Annotated in this window: 16 protein-coding genes; 10 read left to right on the top strand and 6 right to left on the bottom strand. The window is 46.5% G+C overall.

Translation table 11 applies throughout. The features are described 5' to 3' along the window. Positions 1 to 353: 353 nt before the first annotated feature. Positions 354 to 1244: a tRNA (adenosine(37)-N6)-dimethylallyltransferase MiaA gene (miaA, locus tag LN737_RS08005; protein ID WP_405517764.1), complete on the top strand. Its 891-nt coding sequence runs from the start codon at positions 354 to 356 to the stop codon at positions 1242 to 1244. 41 nt (positions 1245 to 1285) lie between these two features. Here miaA and LN737_RS08000 read toward each other — a convergent pair whose 3' ends face one another. The 5 genes from LN737_RS08000 to LN737_RS07980 all read right to left on the bottom strand — a co-directional run bounded on the left by LN737_RS08000 (position 1286) and on the right by LN737_RS07980 (position 6311). Further along, positions 1286 to 1579 (bottom strand): rhodanese-like domain-containing protein, encoded by a 294-nt coding sequence (locus tag LN737_RS08000; protein WP_405517762.1) that lies wholly within the window; start codon positions 1577 to 1579, stop codon positions 1286 to 1288. Positions 1580 to 1663: 84 nt separating this feature from the next. Then, the gene (locus LN737_RS07995; protein WP_405517760.1) at positions 1664 to 3532 is read right to left on the bottom strand and encodes a T9SS type A sorting domain-containing protein; all 1869 of its coding nucleotides are present in this window, start codon (positions 3530 to 3532) and stop codon (positions 1664 to 1666) included. 22 nt (positions 3533 to 3554) lie between these two features. Then, positions 3555 to 4331, bottom strand: a complete 777-nt coding sequence (locus tag LN737_RS07990; protein WP_405517759.1) for a PASTA domain-containing protein — start codon at positions 4329 to 4331, stop codon at positions 3555 to 3557. A 127-nt stretch (positions 4332 to 4458) separates the two neighbouring features. Next, the gene (locus LN737_RS07985; protein ID WP_405517757.1) at positions 4459 to 5067 is read right to left on the bottom strand and encodes a riboflavin synthase; all 609 of its coding nucleotides are present in this window, start codon (positions 5065 to 5067) and stop codon (positions 4459 to 4461) included. A 110-nt stretch (positions 5068 to 5177) separates the two neighbouring features. After that, positions 5178 to 6311, bottom strand: a complete 1134-nt coding sequence (locus tag LN737_RS07980; RefSeq protein WP_405517756.1) for a DegT/DnrJ/EryC1/StrS aminotransferase family protein — start codon at positions 6309 to 6311, stop codon at positions 5178 to 5180. A 284-nt stretch (positions 6312 to 6595) separates the two neighbouring features. Between LN737_RS07980 and LN737_RS07975 the strand changes: the two genes are divergently transcribed. The 8 genes from LN737_RS07975 (at position 6596) to LN737_RS07940 (ending at position 15206) form a co-directional block, all read left to right on the top strand. Continuing rightward, positions 6596 to 7240 carry a DUF1684 domain-containing protein gene (locus LN737_RS07975; RefSeq protein ID WP_405517755.1) on the top strand — a complete coding sequence of 215 codons (645 nt, stop codon included), beginning with the start codon at positions 6596 to 6598 and terminating at the stop codon, positions 7238 to 7240. A gap of 107 nt (positions 7241 to 7347) precedes the next feature. Further along, positions 7348 to 9792, top strand: a complete 2445-nt coding sequence (gene pheT, locus LN737_RS07970) for a phenylalanine--tRNA ligase subunit beta (RefSeq protein ID WP_405517753.1) — start codon at positions 7348 to 7350, stop codon at positions 9790 to 9792. Between the two features lie 89 nt (positions 9793 to 9881). Beyond that, entirely contained in the window at positions 9882 to 10220 is a 339-nt protein-coding gene (locus tag LN737_RS07965) for a hypothetical protein (RefSeq protein WP_405517750.1), read from the top strand. A 48-nt stretch (positions 10221 to 10268) separates the two neighbouring features. Then, positions 10269 to 10556 carry a cell division protein ZapA gene (locus LN737_RS07960; RefSeq protein ID WP_405517749.1) on the top strand — a complete coding sequence of 96 codons (288 nt, stop codon included), beginning with the start codon at positions 10269 to 10271 and terminating at the stop codon, positions 10554 to 10556. 202 nt (positions 10557 to 10758) lie between these two features. Continuing rightward, positions 10759 to 12369: a ribonuclease Y gene (rny, locus tag LN737_RS07955; protein WP_405517747.1), complete on the top strand. Its 1611-nt coding sequence runs from the start codon at positions 10759 to 10761 to the stop codon at positions 12367 to 12369. A gap of 109 nt (positions 12370 to 12478) precedes the next feature. Beyond that, on the top strand, positions 12479 to 13132 hold the full coding sequence (locus tag LN737_RS07950; protein WP_405517745.1) for a DUF4230 domain-containing protein: 654 nt from the start codon (positions 12479 to 12481) through the stop codon (positions 13130 to 13132). 86 nt (positions 13133 to 13218) lie between these two features. After that, positions 13219 to 14202 carry a hypothetical protein gene (locus LN737_RS07945; RefSeq protein ID WP_405517744.1) on the top strand — a complete coding sequence of 328 codons (984 nt, stop codon included), beginning with the start codon at positions 13219 to 13221 and terminating at the stop codon, positions 14200 to 14202. Beyond that, positions 14160 to 15206, top strand: coding sequence for a M1 family aminopeptidase (locus tag LN737_RS07940; RefSeq protein ID WP_405520344.1), 1047 nt, complete (start codon positions 14160 to 14162; stop codon positions 15204 to 15206). The genes LN737_RS07945 and LN737_RS07940 overlap by 43 nt, the downstream gene beginning before the upstream one ends. A 27-nt stretch (positions 15207 to 15233) precedes the next feature. Here LN737_RS07940 and LN737_RS07935 read toward each other — a convergent pair whose 3' ends face one another. Further along, positions 15234 to 16787 carry an NFACT RNA binding domain-containing protein gene (locus tag LN737_RS07935; protein ID WP_405517742.1) on the bottom strand — a complete coding sequence of 518 codons (1554 nt, stop codon included), beginning with the start codon at positions 16785 to 16787 and terminating at the stop codon, positions 15234 to 15236. 404 nt (positions 16788 to 17191) lie between these two features. Between LN737_RS07935 and LN737_RS07930 the strand changes: the two genes are divergently transcribed. Then, the gene (locus LN737_RS07930) at positions 17192 to 20476 is read left to right on the top strand and encodes a TonB-dependent receptor (protein ID WP_405517740.1); all 3285 of its coding nucleotides are present in this window, start codon (positions 17192 to 17194) and stop codon (positions 20474 to 20476) included. The last annotated feature ends 47 nt before the right edge of the window (positions 20477 to 20523 follow it).

The raw sequence follows: 20523 nt of genomic DNA, 5'->3' as shown, positions 1-20523 counted from the left end.
AGACGCTGAGTAAAAGATACTTATACAAACACAGCAAATATAAAATATTTATAACTAATCTGAAGCTAGCCTAAATTTTTCATATGTTAGGGGATACAATCCTCTCGTATAACTATTTATTAATCAAGCCCTAAAATTTTTGATTTACACTGTATGTTCTCAACAATAAGCAGGGAATTAAGTGCTGCTTATTTCACTTTTTGTTTACAGACTCTTTTACCTTTATGTTCTAGGAACGTGTACGTATAAATAATATCCCGGATAGTGAATTTTAGCTTGATAAATTATCCCGGAAAAGTACAGATGCATATACGTTATAATTTATGGTTATTAGAATTAAAGTCTGTTATTAATTGAAAACACTGCTTGTTGTTGCCGGACCAACTGCCGTCGGAAAAACGGCGTTGTGTGTTCAGTTAGCCCAACGTCTCCAAACCGACGTTGTTTCGGCTGATTCTCGGCAGCTTTATCGTGAATTGACCATCGGTACGGCCAAGCCTTCTCGAGCGGAGATGGGTGGAGTCCGGCATCACTTTATTGATTCTCACTCCATACTGGACCCTGTCAATGCCGGGCGTTATGAACGCGAATGCCTCGCTCTGCTAGACGAATTATTCCAGAAACAGGACGTAGTGATTTTATCAGGCGGTACTGGCCTGTATATCAACGCTGTGTGTTTCGGCCTTGACGATATTCCAGCCGTTGAACCGGCGCTTCGTGAGCACTTGTTTGTCCGGTTACAACAGGAAGGGCTGACTGTTCTTCAGCATGAATTACGTCAACTCGACCCCGACTATGCGCTGTCGGCCGATTTGCAGAATCCAGTTCGGGTAACGCGGGCTCTGGAAGTATGCCTCGCGTCAGGACGGCCCTATTCTTCATTTCGACGGCAGCATACCGCCCAACGGCCGTTTCGGCCCGTACTGGTATCTCTCGAACGGCCGCGGGACGAATTATATGTCCGCATCGACGCGCGTATGGATGCCATGCTTGCTGCTGGCCTAGTCGATGAAGTGCGCTCACTGCTCCCCTATCGGCATTTAGCGGCCTTACAAACAGTTGGTTACCAGGAGGTGTTTCCGTATCTGGGTGGTGAATACGACTACGAAGAGATGGTACGTCTGCTCAAACGTAACTCCCGACGGTATGCCAAACGGCAAATGACCTGGTTTCGTAACCAAAGCAATTATCAGTGGTTCGGGCCACAGGAAGCGGAAAAGATACTTGATTATATAGCGGTATGATGTGCCGGATACGCGGCACATCATACCGCTATACAGATTGGCTATTGTGCCCGGTAAGCGAGCATACCCCCAATCACATTACGTACGTTATTGAAGCCGTTTTCTTCCAGCATTTGCTGAGCCATGGCACTCCGCTTCCCTGACCGGCAGTGAACAATCACCTCTTCATCCTGCAGGCCATCCAGCTCATCCATACGATACTGTAAATCACCTAGCGGAATAAGCGTAGCGCCAATATTATCGTCTTCGTATTCATTTGGCTCACGAACATCGATCAGATTGAGTTTTTCCCCTTTGTCGAGCCGCTCTTTCAGCTCCTGTACGGTAATATCCATAGTTAATAGTGTGTCGATAATTAGTACGTTGTAGCAACAAAGTTAATGTAGCAATTACCAGCGGCTGACGGTTATCGACAGTAGTTAGTGTTGAATAATAATTTTTTGCACGGCCGTTCGCTGATCGGCGACAAGCCGGATTAAATAGAATCCATCAGACAGATGGCTCAAATCTAACGATTGCTGACCCCGTGTGGGTTCAAGTGAGAGCAGGATTCGGCCACTACTACTCAGTACGTCTATCTGCATTACGCGCGTTTCGTCCCAGCGAATCAGCCCCGATGTTGGATTTGGATAAACCTGAAGCAAAGCAAGTGGCTCAGGCTCAGGTGTTGCTGTGACAACTGTATCGGGTGTACCGCCCATTATAGGACGTAACATGAAGGCTCCCTGAACATTCAGCGATGGCGACGAAAGGTTTTGTTGCCAGTTCGATCCACCATTGTAAAAAATTTGTGATCCAAACGGGCTGCCTTTATCGAATCCCAGTCGAAGATAAGTCGTATCAGCGCTGCTGATTTGCTGGTAGCCAACGTAGAACGTGTCCTTTACGGAAACATTTTTGGAAAACGTGAAATCAACAAATCCATTCCGGTTAGCAGGGTATTGGGTTGTAAACGATTGGCGATACAGAACCGTGCCGGGTCGACCAGCATTGTTGCTGTATACATTAATGACGAACGACTGCCCCGTCTGATTGGTCGTAAACGGCACAATACAAGCCTTCACACCCCTAATAGCATCGGGTTTATTCAGTACAAACCGGACTGCAATTTGTTCGCGCTGACGAATCTGCTGCGCATACTCCCATGTACCGTCGTCATAGGCGTAGTAGTTATCCAGCGCGGCTACTGCCGAAATAGTATCATTTCGACGGAGGTTTATACCCGGAATTGAAGGATTCTGGTCATCCGTGGTCTGCAGGTCGAATTTGTACCGTAGCATGGCCCTTGTGGCCGAACCGAATCCTGTTACGGGAGCCGGTTTCGCTGATTTACGTTGCGAGCTAAGCGATGGAATCAAAACCGAACTCGTTTGGGGGTCATTCTGAACAAGGCGACCAGACACCTCATCCCGCACGGTAAAACGGAAGGTAGTGAAGTTAAAATTATTGAACAGATTATTACTGTCTGTTATAATTGAATCTGCCGTTTCGCCAGCCGGGTTTACTACGTATTGGGCCAGTGGCATAGCCGTGTAGCGCTTCAAAAAAGGGCTGACTGCCTGCCGCATTGCTACGTCCTTCACAAATCGATCGTTGACAGAACGCCCACGGTTGAGGTAAATATAATCGACATGCCATGTGTCAAACGGCCCTGACTCCCGACCGAAAGAACGAAACCGAAAAGCAAACCCGGCATGGAAATAATTGGCATTTCGGATAGGCACAAATACCTGGAAAAAATTATTGTTGACAACACCCCCAGCCACGGCCCAGACGGTTTTCCAGGTTCCCGAACGATCCAGAAACTGAAGCGTAAGCGAATCGGCCTGTTGAAAACTCAGCGAGTCGCCGGGGTCAGGCAATTCGCCCAATCCTTTGGCTTGCCAATAGAAGCTGATATAGACAGAATCAACTGCCGATAACCCGGCCAGATTAATTGGTAATGAAGCCAGCGTATCAGTATAACCCTGTGACAGCGGATTGTTCAGAACATACGGCCGCCCATTAGCCATCAGCCCATCAAAGGAGGCTACGTTGACTGTAGGCTGGTTAATAGCCATCGTATTATTGATATATACCCCACTGCCCGGTTGCCAGAGGGCGGGGTCGGGTCGGTCAATGCCGGGCCGGCCGGAAGCGGTTGAAAAATCCTCAAAAAACGGTAGTCGCAGTGTTGTTTGAGCTACGGCTATCCGACAGACAAACGTAAGCCAAACAAACGCAAAAGCCGTCAGAAGCCGTTGGATACTGGAAGGGAACAATGAGTTACGAAGGAAAGTAGTGTTCATGTAACGTTGTGCCGAAAGCAATTTACTGATCAGACTCTACCGGCCCAACAACCCACAAATCCATCGTTTCGCCAACACGAATACGTTCGCCGGGGCGAGCCTCCGGATGTTGCCGAACAACTGTACCAACTTCTTTCTCGGGGTCGGCAACGGAAATTTTAGTGCCAACTTTAAGATTCGACCCACGGATAGCCGCTTCGGCTTCATCCACCATCAAACCAACTACGTTCGGGACCTCAAACATGGTGCTGCCTAAGCCATCGCCAATTTCGAGGTCAATTTTTGCGCCTTTCGGCACCTGCGTGCCGGGGGCAATTTCTTTTCCGTTGTAGAGCTGGTGAAGCACGGCATTTTTGGCTACATCAGGCACATACTTTTGCTCGCCCATTTCCAGCCCCAGTGACCTCAGGTTGAGTTTGGCACTCTGAAACGTCAGATTAACCAGTTGCGGCATGGGTACCATTGGGGGTATGCGCCGGATAATCGTTACGTAGATCTTACGATCTTCCTTCACCTTTGAATTAGGCCGTGGATACTGCTGCAAAACCGTTAATGGCTGTTTGCCAGACACATAGGTACAATCACTGACTTCGTATCGAAGGTTACGGTCATCCAGCAGATTCTGCATCTCATCGACACTTAAATCTTTTAAATCGGGTACCGTAATTGTCTGACCGTGGTTTGTCGTAAATGGCAAATAAATAAAGAAAAAGGCCAGAAATAAGGCGGCAACCAGGGCAAGGATAATGCCAATTTGAATCAGCAGATCAAATAAGGAGCGGGTGCTGATTTTAGTCATTCGTTTGTAAAAAAGTCATCCATTGACATAGAAAGTCATCAGATTTTTAACAGCGTGTGGACAGTCAACCTAATGATAATAAACTGTATTATTCATTTATCCGGTAAAATTAACGGTTTGCCTACGGCTACCGATACCCCGCCAGTATTTTTTTAATATACTTTCCGAGAATATCGAACTCCAGATTGACTATATCCCCTGCTTTCAAATCGCGGAAGTTGGTGTGCTCGTAGGTATACGGAATAATCGCTACCCGGAAGCGATCAGGCTCCGAGTTAAAAACGGTCAAACTCACTCCATTGATACAAATAGATCCTTTTTCAACCGTAATATTCCGGTTTTCAGGGCTGACATCTGTATCGACATCGTATTGAAAATCGAAGAGCCAGCTGCCATTCAAATCCTGCACGCTGGTACAGATAGCGGTCTGGTCAACATGGCCCTGAACAACGTGCCCATCAAAACGGCCATTAGCCGACATGCAACGTTCAAGATTAACCCGGTCACCAATCGCAAGCTGACCAAGATTACTCTTTTGTAAGGTTTCATCAACGGCTGTTACGGTATAACTACCATCGGCAACGCTGGTAACTGTTAAACAAACGCCATTGTGGCTCAAACTCTGATCAATTTTCAATTCAGAAGACAGCGGTGATTCAATCGTAAACGTCAGGTTTGTGCCCTCTGCCTCGATCGCAGCAACAAGACCCGTATTTTCAACAATTCCAGTAAACATAGTAAGTCGATAGTTGATAATCGATAGCCGTCGTCAGTGGAACGACGGCTATCGATTATGGTAAACAGCGAACGCGCAAAGGGGGTTCGGCACTTCCTATATAGTTCAATTCAAACCACACGTTCCGTTTTTCGACCTTGTTGATCCTGCCATTTGTTGCCCATTGAATTAATCGTTTCGATCACGTAGTCAACCTCCTCATCGGTTATAGTCGGATTTAGGGGCAGACTGACAACTTCCTGATGCAATTGCTCCGAGATAGGAAATGACTGATTGGCAAGATGAGCATAAGCTTCCTGCCGATGGGGCGGCACTGGGTAGTGGATGTCAGTTCCTATGCCCTGCTTCTGTAAATAATCCCTCAGCGCGTTACGTTTGGGGTGTCGAATTACAAACAGGTGCCAGACATCCTGCTCAATCTGATCGGACGGAGGCAATATTATATCAGGATTAGTAATAGTTGTCAGATAACGTAGCGCTATCGCCCTTCGCCGGTCATTCGTCACATCAAGCTGGGTCAACTTGACTGATAGAACAGCCGCCTGTATTGCATCCAGACGGCTATTATAGCCTGCGTACTGATTAAGGTATTTCTGCGCCGAGCCATAATTTCGCAAAGCACGTAATCGACTGGCCAATTCATCATCATCGGTCGTAATGGCACCTGCATCACCCAATGCACCAAGATTTTTGCTTGGATAAAAACTCCAGCCAGCCGCATGGCCGAGAGCACCAGCCCGTTTTCCTTTATAGATAGCTCCATGTGCCTGAGCTGCATCTTCAAGTACGCGCAAACCGTATCGCTGCGCCAAGGCATTAATTGGTTCCATATCGCAGCAGTGCCCGTAAAGATGAACTGCAAGAATTGCTTTGGTCCGCGACGTAATAGCTGCTTCAATTCTAGCGGGATCGAGCAGATACGTCCGGCTGCCGGGTTCGACAAATACCGGCGTAAGACCAGCGTGGCTGATACTCAATATTGACGCGATATAAGCGTTCGAAGCCACAATTACCTCACAACCAGTTGGAAAATCCCAAGCTTTCAATACAAGTGTGAGCGCATCCAGACCGTTGGCAACTCCTATACAGTGTTTTACCTGACAGTACGTGGCAAACTGGCGCTCAAACGATTCAACCTCCTGACCCAAGATGTACCATCCTGACGTAGCAACACGCTGTACAGCCTGCTGAATGGCTTCAGAATAAGGTTCGTTAATACGTTTTAAGTCAAGAAAAGGAATCATTCAGTAATTGTTCTTTCAAGATATAGCTCATTCAATTGCTTTAAGCCAATAAGAGTCATCGGGCCTTAAAAGTATAAATAAACCATTAGTTCGTAAAAGCGACATTATTAACAAGTCGGCCTATAGTGGAGAGCAGAACTACAGGCAGAAATTTTGCCGCTACTGTGGTCAATTTCTGTTTTTAAGGAAAACGTAGTAAAATTTGCCTTTTAGCCCTGTCGGGTAAATCCCATCAGCATTCGTTAATGTTGTTACACTAATCACTTATTACGTATGTTTCGATTATGATAAAGAATCGATTTTTTCTAACCGGATTATTCCTGCTTGCCCTGATCGTATTATACTACACATTTTTCGACGGCGGCAACATGACGTCGGCGGATGGGCTGGACGAGTCAATTAACCCGGAAACGTACAGACAACAGGTTGACGAGCAGCGAAAAAAGAAAGATAATTTCCTGCAAACCGATTCGCAATCCCCCATCACCGACAAAACGGCTTTCAAAGGGCTGATTTATTTTAAACCTGATCCAGCCTACCGCGTAAAAGCCCGGTTAGAGCCATTTGCCGACAAGACTCAGAAGCTTGTTGTCCGGATGAGCGACGGCAGCGAAGAAGTCTACGACAAATTTGCGCACGCTGTTTTTAGCCTGAATGGAGAGGCTTGCCGGTTGCTTATCGTAAAACTTGGGAATACGTATTCAATTTTGTTTCGGGATGCCACTTCGAACAAGGAAACGTATGGAGGGGGGCGCTATATCGAACTAGACCCTGACCAGCTGACCGACAACCACGCTATCATTGACTTCAATACGGCCTATAATCCCTACTGCGCCTATAATCCGACCTATGCCTGCCCGATTCCTCCGGCCGAAAATACCCTGCCTATTGCCGTGAAAGCGGGCGAGAAATACACAAAACAGGAGTAAGGGCTTTCGAGCGTACAGAGTTTTTTTGACTCTAATATCCCGATTGATCAACTAGCCAATTCACCAATTCTCTAACTTTGTGGCAATTATCTGTTTTTTGCCGCTGTATGGAAGTTTCCTATAAATGGTTACAAGAGTTCATTGACTTATCTGAATCCCCTGAAGAAGTTGGCAAGGTTTTAACCTCAACGGGGCTGGAAGTAGAAGGAATCGAAAAAATCGAGGCTATTCCGGGCGGGTTAGAAGGCGTCGTTATCGGCGAAGTACTAACCTGCACCAAACATCCGGATGCTGATAAATTAAGCTTGACTACGGTAGATGTTGGCAGTGGTCAACCACTGTCCATCGTTTGTGGTGCACCCAACGTAGCGGCTGGTCAGAAAGTTGTGGTGGCTCTGGTGGGCGCAACCTTACATCCGACTTCGGGTGAGCCGTTCCAGATCAAAAAAGCCAAAATTCGCGGAGCAGCTTCAGAAGGTATGATCTGCGCCGAAGACGAACTTGGATTAGGTACCTCTCATGCCGGAATTATCGTACTGGACCCCAACGGCCCGGCAGCTCAGTTACCCAATGGCACGCCGGCTGCACGCTATTTCAACCTTGAAGACGACTATCAGATTGCAATTGGCCTGACACCCAATCGAATCGATGCTGCCTCGCACTTCGGCACCGCCCGCGACTTAAAAGCGGCTTTGAAGCGTCCACTACGGATGCCATCCGTTGAAGCGTTTGTGGTCAACAACACCAGTTTCACACTTGATGTACAGGTAGAAGACCCTAAGGATTGTCCGCGCTACACCGGGCTGACCATTACCGGGCTGACGGTAGGCGAATCACCCGCCTGGTTGAAGCAACGGCTCGTAAGTGTTGGTTTAAAGCCTATTAACAACATTGTAGACGTAACAAATTTCGTTTGTTACGATCTTGGCCAACCGCTCCATGCCTTCGATGCCGATAAAATCGCGGGAGGCAAAGTCATCGTTAAAACGGTATCTGAGGGCACACCCTTTATCACGCTTGATGGTATTGAGCGGAAACTTACGGCTACCGATCTGATGATCTGCGATGCTGAAAAACCGATGTGTATTGCAGGCGTATTCGGAGGGCAAAATTCAGGGGTGTCGGCTCAAACCACCCGTATTTTTCTGGAGTCAGCCTATTTTTCGGCGACCTCTGTTCGAAAAACAGCCCAGCACCACGGCCTGAAAACTGATGCTTCGTTCCGGTTTGAGCGAGGCACTGATCCCAACATGCCCGTATTCGCGTTAAAACGGGCGGCTTTACTGATACAGCAGGTTGCTGGCGGAGAAATCAGCTCCGGTATTACCGACCTCTACCCCAACCCGGTCGAGCCATTTCGCGTACCCGTACGCTACCGCAATATTGATCGGTTGATCGGCATTCAAATTGATCGGGCTGAGATTATACGGATTCTGAACGACCTGGATATTCAGGCAGAGGAACAAAGCTCTGAAGGCTTTCTGGCCATTGTCCCTCCCTACCGTGTCGACGTAACGCGGGAAGCCGATGTGATTGAAGAAATCCTGCGCATTTACGGCCTGGATAATGTTCCGTTATCGGTTACGCTGGCTGCTGACTCGTTATCGGAATTTCCGAAAACCGATCCGGATCAATGGCAGGGCCGGGTCGGGCAATTGCTGGCCGCCAATGGGTTTTATGAAATCCTGACCCTGTCGCTTACACGTCCAGCTTACAATGACGCCATTCGGGAAACGTTGGTTGGAGACGACGTAACGCTGCTGAATCCACTCAGCGAAGAGTTATCTGTAATGCGCCAGACATTGTTGTTCTCCGCCCTCGAAACCCTGACGTACAACCTGAATCGTCGACAGAAAGACCTGAAATTTTTTGAGTTAGGAAAAATCTATCATAAAGTAAAACTCGAAGACGGCAGTAGCAAATACGTCGAACAGGCACGGTTGAGCTTATCGATGGTCGGCAATCAGGAAGCTGAAAGCTGGCTTCAGAAGGGGCAAGCTGTGGCTTACCACGATCTGGCAACGGCCGTACAGCGCATACTGAACCTCTTCCGCATCAAATCATTTGATACACAACCAGCGGATACCCAGCTGTTTCAATATGGATTAACTTTTCTGGTCAATAAAAAACCGTTGGTGAGTCTTGGCCTGGTCCAGCCCAGATTGACAAAACTAGTTGACCTCAAACAACCCGTATTTTATGCTGATTTCGACTGGCAAATGCTCCTGAAACTCGCCAACAGCAAAACTCGCTATGAAGAAGTCTCCCGGTTTCCAGAAGTCCGGCGCGATTTATCGCTGGTACTGGATAAAGGGATTACCTTTGAGCAAATTAGTCGGTTGGCACGACAAACAGAGCGCAAATTATTACGCACTATAAACGTCTTTGACGTGTATGAAGGCGAAAATTTGGGGCTGGAGAAGAAGGCCTATTCGGTAAGTTTTATGTTACAGGATTCAACCCAGACGCTTACCGACGTAACAATTGATAAAACCATGCAGCGACTAATGACGGCTTTCGAGCAGGAACTAGGCGCCGTAATTCGTAAATAATAACCGAATGAGTGAACGAGTGAATTAACGCAACCTGATGCGGTAATCACTCTTTTGCTTTGGCGGTCCGATTTCACTCACTGAAAACCGTGGTTAGCGAACACCAAATTATTGCACTAATTGAGCGGCTTGAGCATAAAATTAAGCTTCTTAAAAACGCATGCGATACAGCGCAGAAGCGGGTAAAGCTGTTGGAAGAAAGGAACGATACGTTACAAAATAAACTTCAGGAAAAGGAAACAGAACTCAACGAACTTCAAAAAAAACATGTTATTCCGGGAAAAAACACACCAATTTCAAAAGAACTTGGTATAATTGTAAAAGACAACCCGTCTGATACAGATACGAATGCTGAATTAAAACAACAACTCGACGAGTATATCCGGGAATTAGAACGGTGCATTGCTCACTTGAGTAGTTTGTCATAAACCCAAATTGGCTCCAGGATTCAGATCCAGTCTGAGCCGACTGCAGCGATGGAAGAATTATCAATTCGCCTGAAAATCGCCGACCGAACCTACCCATTACGTGTAGAGTCGGAATCGGAAGCCATCGTGCGCGAAGTCGGTAAGTTGATTCAGGAACAGCTCAAGCAATACCGGGATGCGGGCATCAGCGATACGCAGGATGCCTTAGCGATGGTCGCTTTCGACTGTTTGATCACCAAAATCAGAGGAGAACAAAAAATGCAGCGGTTGCAACAAACGGTATTTGACAAAATAACTCAGTTAGATCAGGTCGTTTCGCCGGCCATTCCACTATAAATAATGGTCAGGCAACACCCGCGTTATACTATTTACGATTTTTGATATATGATTTACGATTCTTCAACCAATTGATAACCAGTCAATAAAGATCATAAATACGAAATCATAGATCGCAAATAAAACTCCCGAGTTGGCGTTCAGGGCGCTCGTATCGCAGCAGGTTGATGGTATATTTTTTCAACCCTAACGATATAGTCCAATGGACATTCCAGTTTGGTTAACGATTCTTACTACGCTCGCAGGAGGTGGTATTGGCATATTAATTGGCCGCCAGATGATGGCAGGTGTTCGTGCAAAGCACGAGAAAGAAGCGGAAGAGAAGGCTGCATCCATCCTTAAAAATGCGGAATTGCAGGCCGAAACGATTAAAAAAGATAGAATGCTTGAAGCCAAAGAGAAATATCTAAGGCTGAAATCAGAATTCGAAGAAACAACCAATCAGAAACGAAATCTACTTCTTCAGAACGAAAGTAAACTCAAGCAGCGGGAGCAACAATTAAACCAACAGGCCGACCAGCAACGCAACCGCGAAAACGAGCTCAACCAGCAACGTAACGAACTTAATCAGCAGAAAAACGCCCTTGCTCAGCAGGTCGATGCGCTCAATAAACGTCGGGAAGACGTTGACCGGCGTCAACAGGAAGCTGACCGGATGCTGTCGGAGCAGGTTGCTCAACTTGAAAAAATCGCCGGTCTCTCCGCTGACCAGGCCCGCGATCAGTTGATCGAAACCCTGAAGGCGGAAGCCGAAACAAGGGCCTCTTCGTTTATCAAAAATATTGTTGAAGAAGCGAAGTTAACCGCCACCAAAGAAGCGAAAAAGGTGGTTATCGAAACAATCCAGCGGACCGCCACCGAACACGCCATCGAAAACTGTGTCTCTGTTTTCAATATTGAATCCGACGACGTAAAAGGTAAAGTCATTGGCCGGGAAGGACGTAACATCCGGGCACTTGAAGCAGCTACGGGTGTTGAGATCATTGTCGACGATACCCCCGAAGCCATTATTATTTCGGGTTTTGACCCCGTTCGTCGAGAAATAGCTCGCCTTTCCCTCCATCGACTTGTGCAGGATGGCCGTATTCACCCAGCCCGGATTGAAGAGGTGGTTGCAAAAACCCGTAAGAATATCGAGGACGAAATCGTTGAAATCGGCGAACGTACCGTTATTGATTTGGGTATCCACGGGCTCCATCCCGAACTGATAAAAATGGTCGGACGGATGCGTTTCCGGTCAAGCTACGGCCAAAACTTGCTTCAACACTCACGCGAGGTGGCTAAACTCTGTGCCACAATGGCCGCTGAGCTTGGGTTGAATGCCAAATTGGCGAAACGAGCTGGCTTGCTCCACGATATTGGTAAAGTATGGCCCGAAGAGGCTGAGTTACCCCATGCTATTCTGGGGATGGAGCTGGCTAAGAAATACAAGGAAAATCCGGAAGTAATTAACGCCATTGGCGCCCACCACGACGAAATCGAAATGACGAGCATGATTTCGCCCATCGTTCAGGTGTGCGATGCCGTATCCGGGTCACGTCCGGGTGCCCGGCGCGAAATGATGGAGTCGTACATCAAGCGGCTAAAAGAACTGGAAGAACTAGCCGGTAATTTCCCGGGCGTTACGAAATGCTACGCAATTCAGGCCGGGCGCGAACTTCGGATTATGGTTGATGCCGATCATGTTTCCGACGAACGGGCGGGTGTGCTTTCGTACGAAATTTCGCAGAAAATCGAGAAAGAAATGCAATACCCCGGTCAGATCAAAGTAACCGTTATTCGGGAGATGAGAGCGGTTGCCTACGCAAAGTAGCGCTTATCAGGTAGTGGCAATGAAAAATGTACAATGGACAATGGGACTGTAGCTCCCTGGCTCATTGTACATTTTTCATTATACATTATTCATCATACATTTACCCCCTATGGATTTTCTGACCACCGTACTACTGTTACTTGTTGGGGCCGGCGGAGGTGTTGCTCTGGCAAATGCGCTCCGCAAACGAAGCGGTATAACGAATGTGCAGCGCGACTCGGTGCTGTTGCTGGAACGAATCGAAAAGGTATTTAAAGTCGTGATGGCCGAGGGATACTTTTCAGAGATATACAATTATCAGGATCAGAAAAAGATTTTATACGTACTGAATGATCCTAAAAAAGCCATGGTCATTGCCAAGTCAAAAGTGCTGGTAGGATTCGATTTTGCTAAAGTGCGTTTCCGGGCACCTGACAATGGTGAAAAAAAATTAATCATTGACGCTTTCCCTCAGCCGGAAGTACTGTCTATCGATACGAATTACAAATTTTATGACATTCAGGCGGGCATTCTGAATCACTTCAGTGGCGACGATTACACCCAGATTCTGGATGAAGCGAAGCAGGCCATGAATGAACGGGCCTTACAGAGTGATCTGCCTAAAATTGCCAACAACCAGATTCAGTACATGATGTATCAACTGGCCAATTCGATGGGTTGGCAACTTCAATTGCCCGAAGCTGAACAGCGGCAATTGGAAGCCCTTAAAGCAAAAGCAGAAGAGCAGCCTTCGGCACCCGCGCAACTTCCCTCCGGCCAATAACTTTTTGGGTATTCGAGCGTTTTTATCGCAACAGAAGCGACTATACGTATCGTGTAGCGTTCTCAGATTTTATACCCGATTACCGAATGCGCTGCCTTTACCTTTTATTTTTGTTGCCTTTTCTGGCTCATGCTCAGGTTGCCCCTGACGGTGGACAATTTTGTCAGGCTGGTAAAGTACGTTACTTTGGTCGTTTGGCCACCAGCACCAAAGCCCGGATGGCTTACCCCGGTGATTCATCGATAGATGTTACGTATTACGGTCTGGATTTGCGCCTGACTCATACTCCCGCCAGCTTGCGCGGGGCTGCTACGATCTCACTCAAAAGCACATTGAATAATCTGGGCAGTTTTTTTCTGGACCTCAACTCAACTACAGCTACTACTGGCGAAGGATTACGTGTCGATTCTGTTAAAGCCGGTTCGCAAAAGTTACCATTCCAACACGCACAAAACCGCTTAACCATTACGCCCGCACAACCACTAGCTCTCGGACAGGCATTGACGCTAACCGTATTTTATCAGGGCGTACCGAACAGTCGCGACCTGGGCAGTTTTCGGTTCAGCCGACACGAGAGCACAACGGACCCCGCCATCTGGAGTTTGAGCGAGCCATATGGCTCTCCAGACTGGTTTCCCTGCCGAGATACGCCCGCCGATAAGGCCGACTCCTCATCGGTAAAAATCACAGCGCCTGCTCAATTCGTTTCCGTATCCAACGGAACGCTGGTAAGCAAAACAGATAATCCTGACGGAACACGAACGTATCATTGGAAAAACAGCTACCCCATTGCGCAATATCTGATTTCAGTTGCTTTATCGAATTACGAACAGTATGATACTCCGTTTACGTATAGCAATCAAACCTTGCCAATAACCCATTACATCTACCCCGAAATACTACCCGAGTACGTACTAACCTTGACCTTACTCCCAGAATTTTGCAAGTCTTTACGGATCGTTTTGGACCGTACCCGTTTCTACGTGAAAAATACGGCCATGCGCAGATTGGTCAGGGGAATGGCGGTATGGAACACCAGACAATCAGTTCGATGGAAGCCGCTGCACTAACGCCCAACGTTATTGCCCACGAACTGGCGCACCAGTGGTTTGGCGACAAAATCACCTGTCGCAACTGGCAAAATATCTGGCTCAATGAAGGATTTGCCTCCTATGCCGAAGCCGTTTATACCGAAGCCGTCAATGGTCAGTCAGGGTATACTGCGACCATAAATAGTTTTATGTCTAGCGCCCGAAGTGCCCGTGGTTCAATCTATGTGCAGGACATTACAAATTTTGCCAATATTTTCAGTAGCAGTCGGACTTATGCAAAAGGAGCAACAGTACTACATATGCTTCGGGGCATTGTGGGCGACAGTACGTTTTATCGGATCATGCGTACGTATGCCGCTTCACCAACGGTGGCTTATCAAACAGCGGTTACGGAAGATTTTCAGGCTATTGCCCAACAGGTTTCCGGCCGAAATCTTGACCCATTCTTTAAACAGTGGATTTATGGAGAAGGCTATCCTACGTATCGGACTACGATTACGAGCGCAACTTCGGCAACAGCTGTGACCGTTCGATTAGAACAACGTAACACGGTCTCCAGCAATCCGGCCTCGTTTACCATGCCTGTACAAATGTGGGTTCAGTCGGCTTCCGGTGATACAATCATAACAGTACTAAACAATCAGGCCGATCAGACGTTTACGTTGCCTGCCCGAGGAAGCGTAACCGGCGTCGTAGTCGACCCAAACAACTGGATTTTGAAAACGGTAGAATCGACAACGGTTGTTACAGGCTTATCAGAACCTACTCCGATTGATTTGCGGATATATCCTAATCCGGCAAGCGAGACCCTGAGCGTCAATTTTAGCTTATCATCAGCCAGTCCCGTTACGTTGTCTTTAACTAACCTGCTCGGTCAGCAGGTTCGAACCGTAAACGAACCAACTCTGGTTACGGGTCCGCACACCCGCACGATGAGCCTGCGGGGCTTAGCAAGGGGTCAATATACCGTTACCATAGAAACGCAGACAGGAAAACAAAGTCGAGTGGTGTTACTACAATAAAGCGCTCATTTATCGATGGATAGTAAATTACTCCCCTTTCGGTGTAACTAACACTACGTCTTCTTTTTCAACGATAACTTGCCCCTCTGCCAGTCCTTTAGGTTTACGAACGAATTTTTTCGGTGTAACAATAACCGGGCATAAACTATCGGTCCTACGCTTCGAGTACCAGGCCGCCAGTTCAGCCGCACGTTCAATTACATTTTTGGGGAATGCTTTTCCGGCCTGATATTTCACAATAACATGCGAGCCGGAAACATCACGTGCGTGAAGCCACAGGTCATCTTTGTAAGCATATTTTTGCGTAAGCAAGTCATTATTCTTCGCATTTCGACCGATTAGAATACGAAAGGAATCAACCGTCACTTCTTTAAATAATTGATCCAATCCACCACTGACAGAACCTGCTCCTCCGTCAGTACGCTCACTGGATAAGTTATGCTGTTTGACGTAGCGTCGTAAGTCTTTTAGCGTGCGGATAGTTTCCAGATTTGTTTTATGCTGATCAATACGTTCCAGCTCGGCTTCGCGGGTTGCGATCTGATCCGTTAAATACTGTTCCTCAAGCTTTTCGTTTTTAGCTTTTCGATAGAAATTCTCGGCATTCTTCTGAGGATTCAAATCCGGTTTAAGTTTTAACGTAACAGGCTGATCGCGATAAAAATCGTATAGGGTTAACCGTTCAGGCGATTGTTGACCAGGCAATTGAGGGATTTCATGCAGGTTCGCCATCAGGATATGCCCCATTTCTTCATGACTAGGCCCTTCTTCACGCGCTATAAGCCGTTCCATACTGGCTTCAATCTGCGCTTTTGCCCGTTTTTGTCGTTTTTCAAAGATCCTGAACCAGTTTGCTTTTTCGTGCTCGAACGTACTGAGACTATTAAACGAAACGAAAAAACGATTGGTTGCTTCAATTGGATCAGCAAACTCCTGCACGATATGGCCAATGGGTAACAAACTGAGAGTTAGCTTATGATCCAACCGTGTCAGATAATACCGTGGCTGTTCAAGCTGCCTTAATACGTCCTGTATAATAGCCCATTTGTCCTTTGCAGACAGCTGTCGATTCTCGGCAAATCGGTCTTCAAGCCAGTTATTAACCACTTTCCCAAAGGTTGGGAACAATTTTCGGTAATCGAAACCAGCTCGTTCATAAGCTTCATAAGATTGGTCAATAGGTCGATCAAACGAATCGAACAGGAGTTGACGATCTGTCAATAACTGCTGATTAAACAGCTCAGTTACATGGTTCCCCCGAAAGGCTAGCAGATTAGGACGATTTCCGAAAAATTTGAACAATAACGAGAAACCACCTTCCAGTATAATGGCCAAACACCGCTCGTTCAGGAATGATCGTACATCAATAACAGCTCGCTCTTCGCCAGCAGGGCCGGTCAATGTCTGAAACAAATCGACGCTGTTACTTCGTGCCCGCTGAACTTTATCCGGAAACAATAAGCCCGAGAAGTCTGGCCGTAGAGTAGCTTTAATATAGAACGGTTTATAGTAGTTATTTTTACCCCTTGCCTGGGCGAAAACAAGCACAACTTCATCCCGATCCTGACTAAAGCACTCCATAAACCGCAGGCCTGAATAAGTGGCTTCCGGTGAATTTGAGGGGCCATTTAAATTACTTATTAAGTAAGATTTAAGAGCCGGTGCAAGCTGTCGTAAATAGTAATAATTCGTGTGCATTCGATTTAAAAGCAATGTTATAATTACTTATTCTTTTTTAATTCTTTATAAAAAATGCTAAGTAGAATATAATTAAATTCTGTTAAAGATTAAATAAAGATTAAATAAATTCTTGATAATCAAGCACATAATTACGTATTACCCTTTTATTATATATAACTTTTAAAGGAATAATTAATCCTTTGTCTATATGACCTATGCACCTTTAGGAAGATTTCTCTTTGAAATATAATTTCTGGAGTATAATATTGATACGTTTTACCAATTTTTAAACCAACCTAATCTTCATGAAAGCATCGTTCTACAGGCTTCTGCAGACCGCTTTACTGGGCACAGTATTATTACTGTGGAGCCTAAGTGCTTCTGCTCAGGACCGTCGTGTGACGGGTAAAATTACTGGCGCTGATGGTCCAGTTCCTGGGGCCAACATCGTACTAAAAGGAACTCAAACAGGGACCTCCTCTGATGCCAGCGGCAACTACGCCATTAATATCCGGGGAAACAGTCCTGTTTTGGTTATTTCTGCAATCGGTTTCAAAACTCAGGAAATCAATGTCGGCAATCGTACAACAGTCGACGTAACAATGGAAGACGACGCCACTGCCCTGAGTGAAGTTGTCGTAACAGGGTACTCGACGGAAAACCGTCGGGACGTAACGGGTGCCGTATCTACCGTAAAGCCAGCACAATTAAAAATTGTTCCTTCGTCAAACGTTGAACAACAACTGCAGGGCCGTGTCTCTGGTGTTACAGTAATCACAAATGGGCAGCCTGGCACAAGTAGCCAGATTCGAGTGCGGGGTTTTGGATCACTTAATGGTAACCAGCCCCTGTATGTGGTTGATGGAGTACCGACTCAAAATATCCAATGGCTGGCGCCAGATGATATTGAAAGTACAACCGTCCTGAAAGATGCGGCTGCGGCTTCCATTTATGGTGCTCGGGCGGCATCAGGCGTTATTGTCTACACAACCAAGAAAGGACAACGCCGGGCGCAAAAGCTAAGTGTTAGCTACGACGGTCTGTACGGAGCAACTGACCCAGGTAAAAGTCTTCCAATTCTAACTCCGCAGGAACAGGCTGATTGGACATGGCAGGCACGTAAGAACGACATCTATCAAGGCACATATCCAACCAATGACTTTAACGGTCTTGCCGGTGGGCAATATGGGTCAGGTGCAACCCCTACTCTACCTGATTATCTGCTAGTAGGAAGTCGCTCGGGATTATCTGCTTCACAAGTTGATTTGGCGGCCGAAGCACTAAAATACAATGTTAATCCAGCCAATGGCGCTATTTACAACGTAATTCCCTCTAACAGAGCAGGCACCAACTGGTACAAGGAAATTACTCGTACAGCTCCCCTGATGCGCCACAATATCGGTTTCTCTGGTGGAACAGAAACGAGCCGGTTCTATGTAGCTCTGGGTATGCAACAGCAGTCAGGTATCGTAACTTATAATGAATATTCCCGGTATACACTCCGGGCTAATACAGAGTTCGATATCACTAAGAAGCTCAGATTTGGCGAAAATTTCCAGTTAGCATACATCAAAACCAAGGGTATACTTGGTGGAGTAGGTAATTTGTTTGGTAATGCTGCTAATAATAACTCAACAGCGGCTTCTGACGAAAATGAAGTCCTGTCGGCCTTCCGTATGCCGCCAATTATTCCGGTTTACAACTCCTTCGGCGGATATGCTGGTACAGCAGCCCCTGGTTTCAACAACCCACGTAACCCGGTTGCTGACCGTCAGGCAAGAGCGAATGACAGTAACTTCAACATTATAGGATTTGGTAATGCCTATCTGGAGTATGACCTTCTTCCGTCATTGACGTTACGGAGTAGCATTGGTGGCAACTATTTCACAAACTACTTTAATGGCTACGGTCGTGTTCAGTATGAAAACTCTGAGAATAACACGACATATACGTACAGCGAAGGGGCGGGCTATGGTTTAGCCTGGACGTTTACGAATACAGCTACGTTCAAGCAAAAGTTTGGTCAACATGATGTTTTCGCACTGGGTGGTATTGAAGCGCTGAATGAAGGGCTTGGGCGTAATGTCAATGGTTCTGGTCAAAATCCATTCTCGACCGATCCAAACTACGTTACTATTAGTACAACAACACCGGGTGCTACTCGTCAGGTTAATAGTGGATATGGCTTGGGTAGTAAGTTCTATTCATTGTTTGCCCAGCTACGTTATACGTACAATGACAAATACATTATAACCGGTGTTATCCGGCGTGATGCTTCCTCTAAGTTTGCTGCAGCAAACCGGTCTGGTGTATTCCCGGCTGTATCGGCGGCATGGCGTGTTTCCGGCGAAGAGTTCATGAAAAACCTGCCTTGGGTATCAGATCTGAAAATTCGGGGAGGATACGGAGTTATGGGTAATTCTAACGGTCTGAACCCTAATAACCAATATAATTTATACGGCGGTGGTGCAGGACAAGGTTACGATATTAGCGGCACCAACAATGCCATTTCATCGGGCTTTTTCCGGAGTCAGATTGGTAACCCTGCTGCCAAGTGGGAAAGCAGTGTGACGACCAACTTTGGTATTGATGCAACACTCTTCAACAATAAATTAGAAGTTGGGCTTGACCTCTGGCAGAGAGATACCAAAGATCTGCTCTTTCAGTTGAGCCTTCCTGGTGTGGTTGGTGTGCGCTCGAATGCACCATTTACTAACGTTGCCAGTATGCGCAACCAAGGTATTGATATTACACTCGTAAATCGGGGAACAATATCTGAAGGACTGGAATACGAAATAACTGGTATTGGTAGCTTCCTTAAGAATGAAATTGTGGCCTTAGCTCCGGGCGTTCCTTATTTTACAGGTGGTGGTACGCGTTTGAGCACATCCGCTGTTCGTAACGAACCTGGCCATGCTCTCTCCTCATTCTACGGCTACAAAGTCATTGGCTTATTTAATAGCAAAGAAGAGGTGACAGCTGCTCCTACCCAAAGCGGTGCAGGTCCAGGTCGTTTCCGGTATGCTGATACGAATGGTGATAATAAAATTGACGATGCAGATCGTCAATACTTAGGCAGCCCAATTCCAAAGTTTACGGGTAGTATCACCTTGACTCTTAAGTATAAAGGCTTCGATCTGAACACGAACTTGTATGCAGCACTAGGTGGTAAAATTTTTAACAACCAACGTTGGTTTACTGATTTCTATCCATCATTTACAGGCGCTGCCATGGGGACACGGGTGAAAGATTCGTGGTTGCCTACACATACCAATACGACTGTGCCTATCTTCGAAAGTGCATCGAACTTCAGCACTAATACCCAAGCTAACTCCTATTACGTTGAAGATGGTTCTTACGCTCGGATGCAATACTTAAACTTAGGCTATACTTTCCCAGCCGTAATGTTGAACCGGGTTAATTTGAGCCGTTTGAGAGTATCTGTTTCGGCAACAAACTTGTTCACTATCACAAAATATACGGGCTTAGATCCGTCTGTAGGTGGATCAGCTGATACCAATTTTGGGATCGATATTGGGAACTATCCTATTACTCGGGCTTATAACGTTGGTTTAAGCTTTGGTTTCTAAATTTTGATAAGGCGGGATGTTTTATGAGCAATCAGAACATCCTGCCA

This window comes from Spirosoma sp. KNUC1025 (assembly GCF_045160025.1).
Taxonomy (GTDB): Bacteria; Bacteroidota; Bacteroidia; order Cytophagales; family Spirosomataceae; genus Spirosoma.
This window is presented reverse-complemented; position numbering and strand designations above follow the sequence as displayed.

Bases quoted from the DNA above. Each gene is read 5' to 3' on its own strand.
- LN737_RS07980 (WP_405517756.1), bottom strand. From the start codon at position 6,311: ATGATTCCTTTTCTTGACTTAAAACGTATTAACGAACCTTATTCTGAA.
- LN737_RS07990 (WP_405517759.1), bottom strand. From the start codon at position 4,331: ATGACTAAAATCAGCACCCGCTCCTTATTTGATCTGCTGATTCAAATT.
- LN737_RS07950 (WP_405517745.1), top strand. From the start codon at position 12,479: ATGGATTTTCTGACCACCGTACTACTGTTACTTGTTGGGGCCGGCGGA.
- LN737_RS07930 (WP_405517740.1), top strand. From the start codon at position 17,192: ATGAAAGCATCGTTCTACAGGCTTCTGCAGACCGCTTTACTGGGCACA.
- LN737_RS08000 (WP_405517762.1), bottom strand. From the start codon at position 1,579: ATGGATATTACCGTACAGGAGCTGAAAGAGCGGCTCGACAAAGGGGAA.
- rny (WP_405517747.1), top strand. From the start codon at position 10,759: ATGGACATTCCAGTTTGGTTAACGATTCTTACTACGCTCGCAGGAGGT.
- LN737_RS07960 (WP_405517749.1), top strand. From the start codon at position 10,269: ATGGAAGAATTATCAATTCGCCTGAAAATCGCCGACCGAACCTACCCA.
- LN737_RS07945 (WP_405517744.1), top strand. From the start codon at position 13,219: ATGCGCTGCCTTTACCTTTTATTTTTGTTGCCTTTTCTGGCTCATGCT.
- LN737_RS07940 (WP_405520344.1), top strand. From the start codon at position 14,160: ATGGAACACCAGACAATCAGTTCGATGGAAGCCGCTGCACTAACGCCC.
- LN737_RS07975 (WP_405517755.1), top strand. From the start codon at position 6,596: ATGATAAAGAATCGATTTTTTCTAACCGGATTATTCCTGCTTGCCCTG.
- LN737_RS07995 (WP_405517760.1), bottom strand. From the start codon at position 3,532: ATGAACACTACTTTCCTTCGTAACTCATTGTTCCCTTCCAGTATCCAA.
- pheT (WP_405517753.1), top strand. From the start codon at position 7,348: ATGGAAGTTTCCTATAAATGGTTACAAGAGTTCATTGACTTATCTGAA.
- LN737_RS07935 (WP_405517742.1), bottom strand. From the start codon at position 16,787: ATGGAGTGCTTTAGTCAGGATCGGGATGAAGTTGTGCTTGTTTTCGCC.
- LN737_RS07985 (WP_405517757.1), bottom strand. From the start codon at position 5,067: ATGTTTACTGGAATTGTTGAAAATACGGGTCTTGTTGCTGCGATCGAG.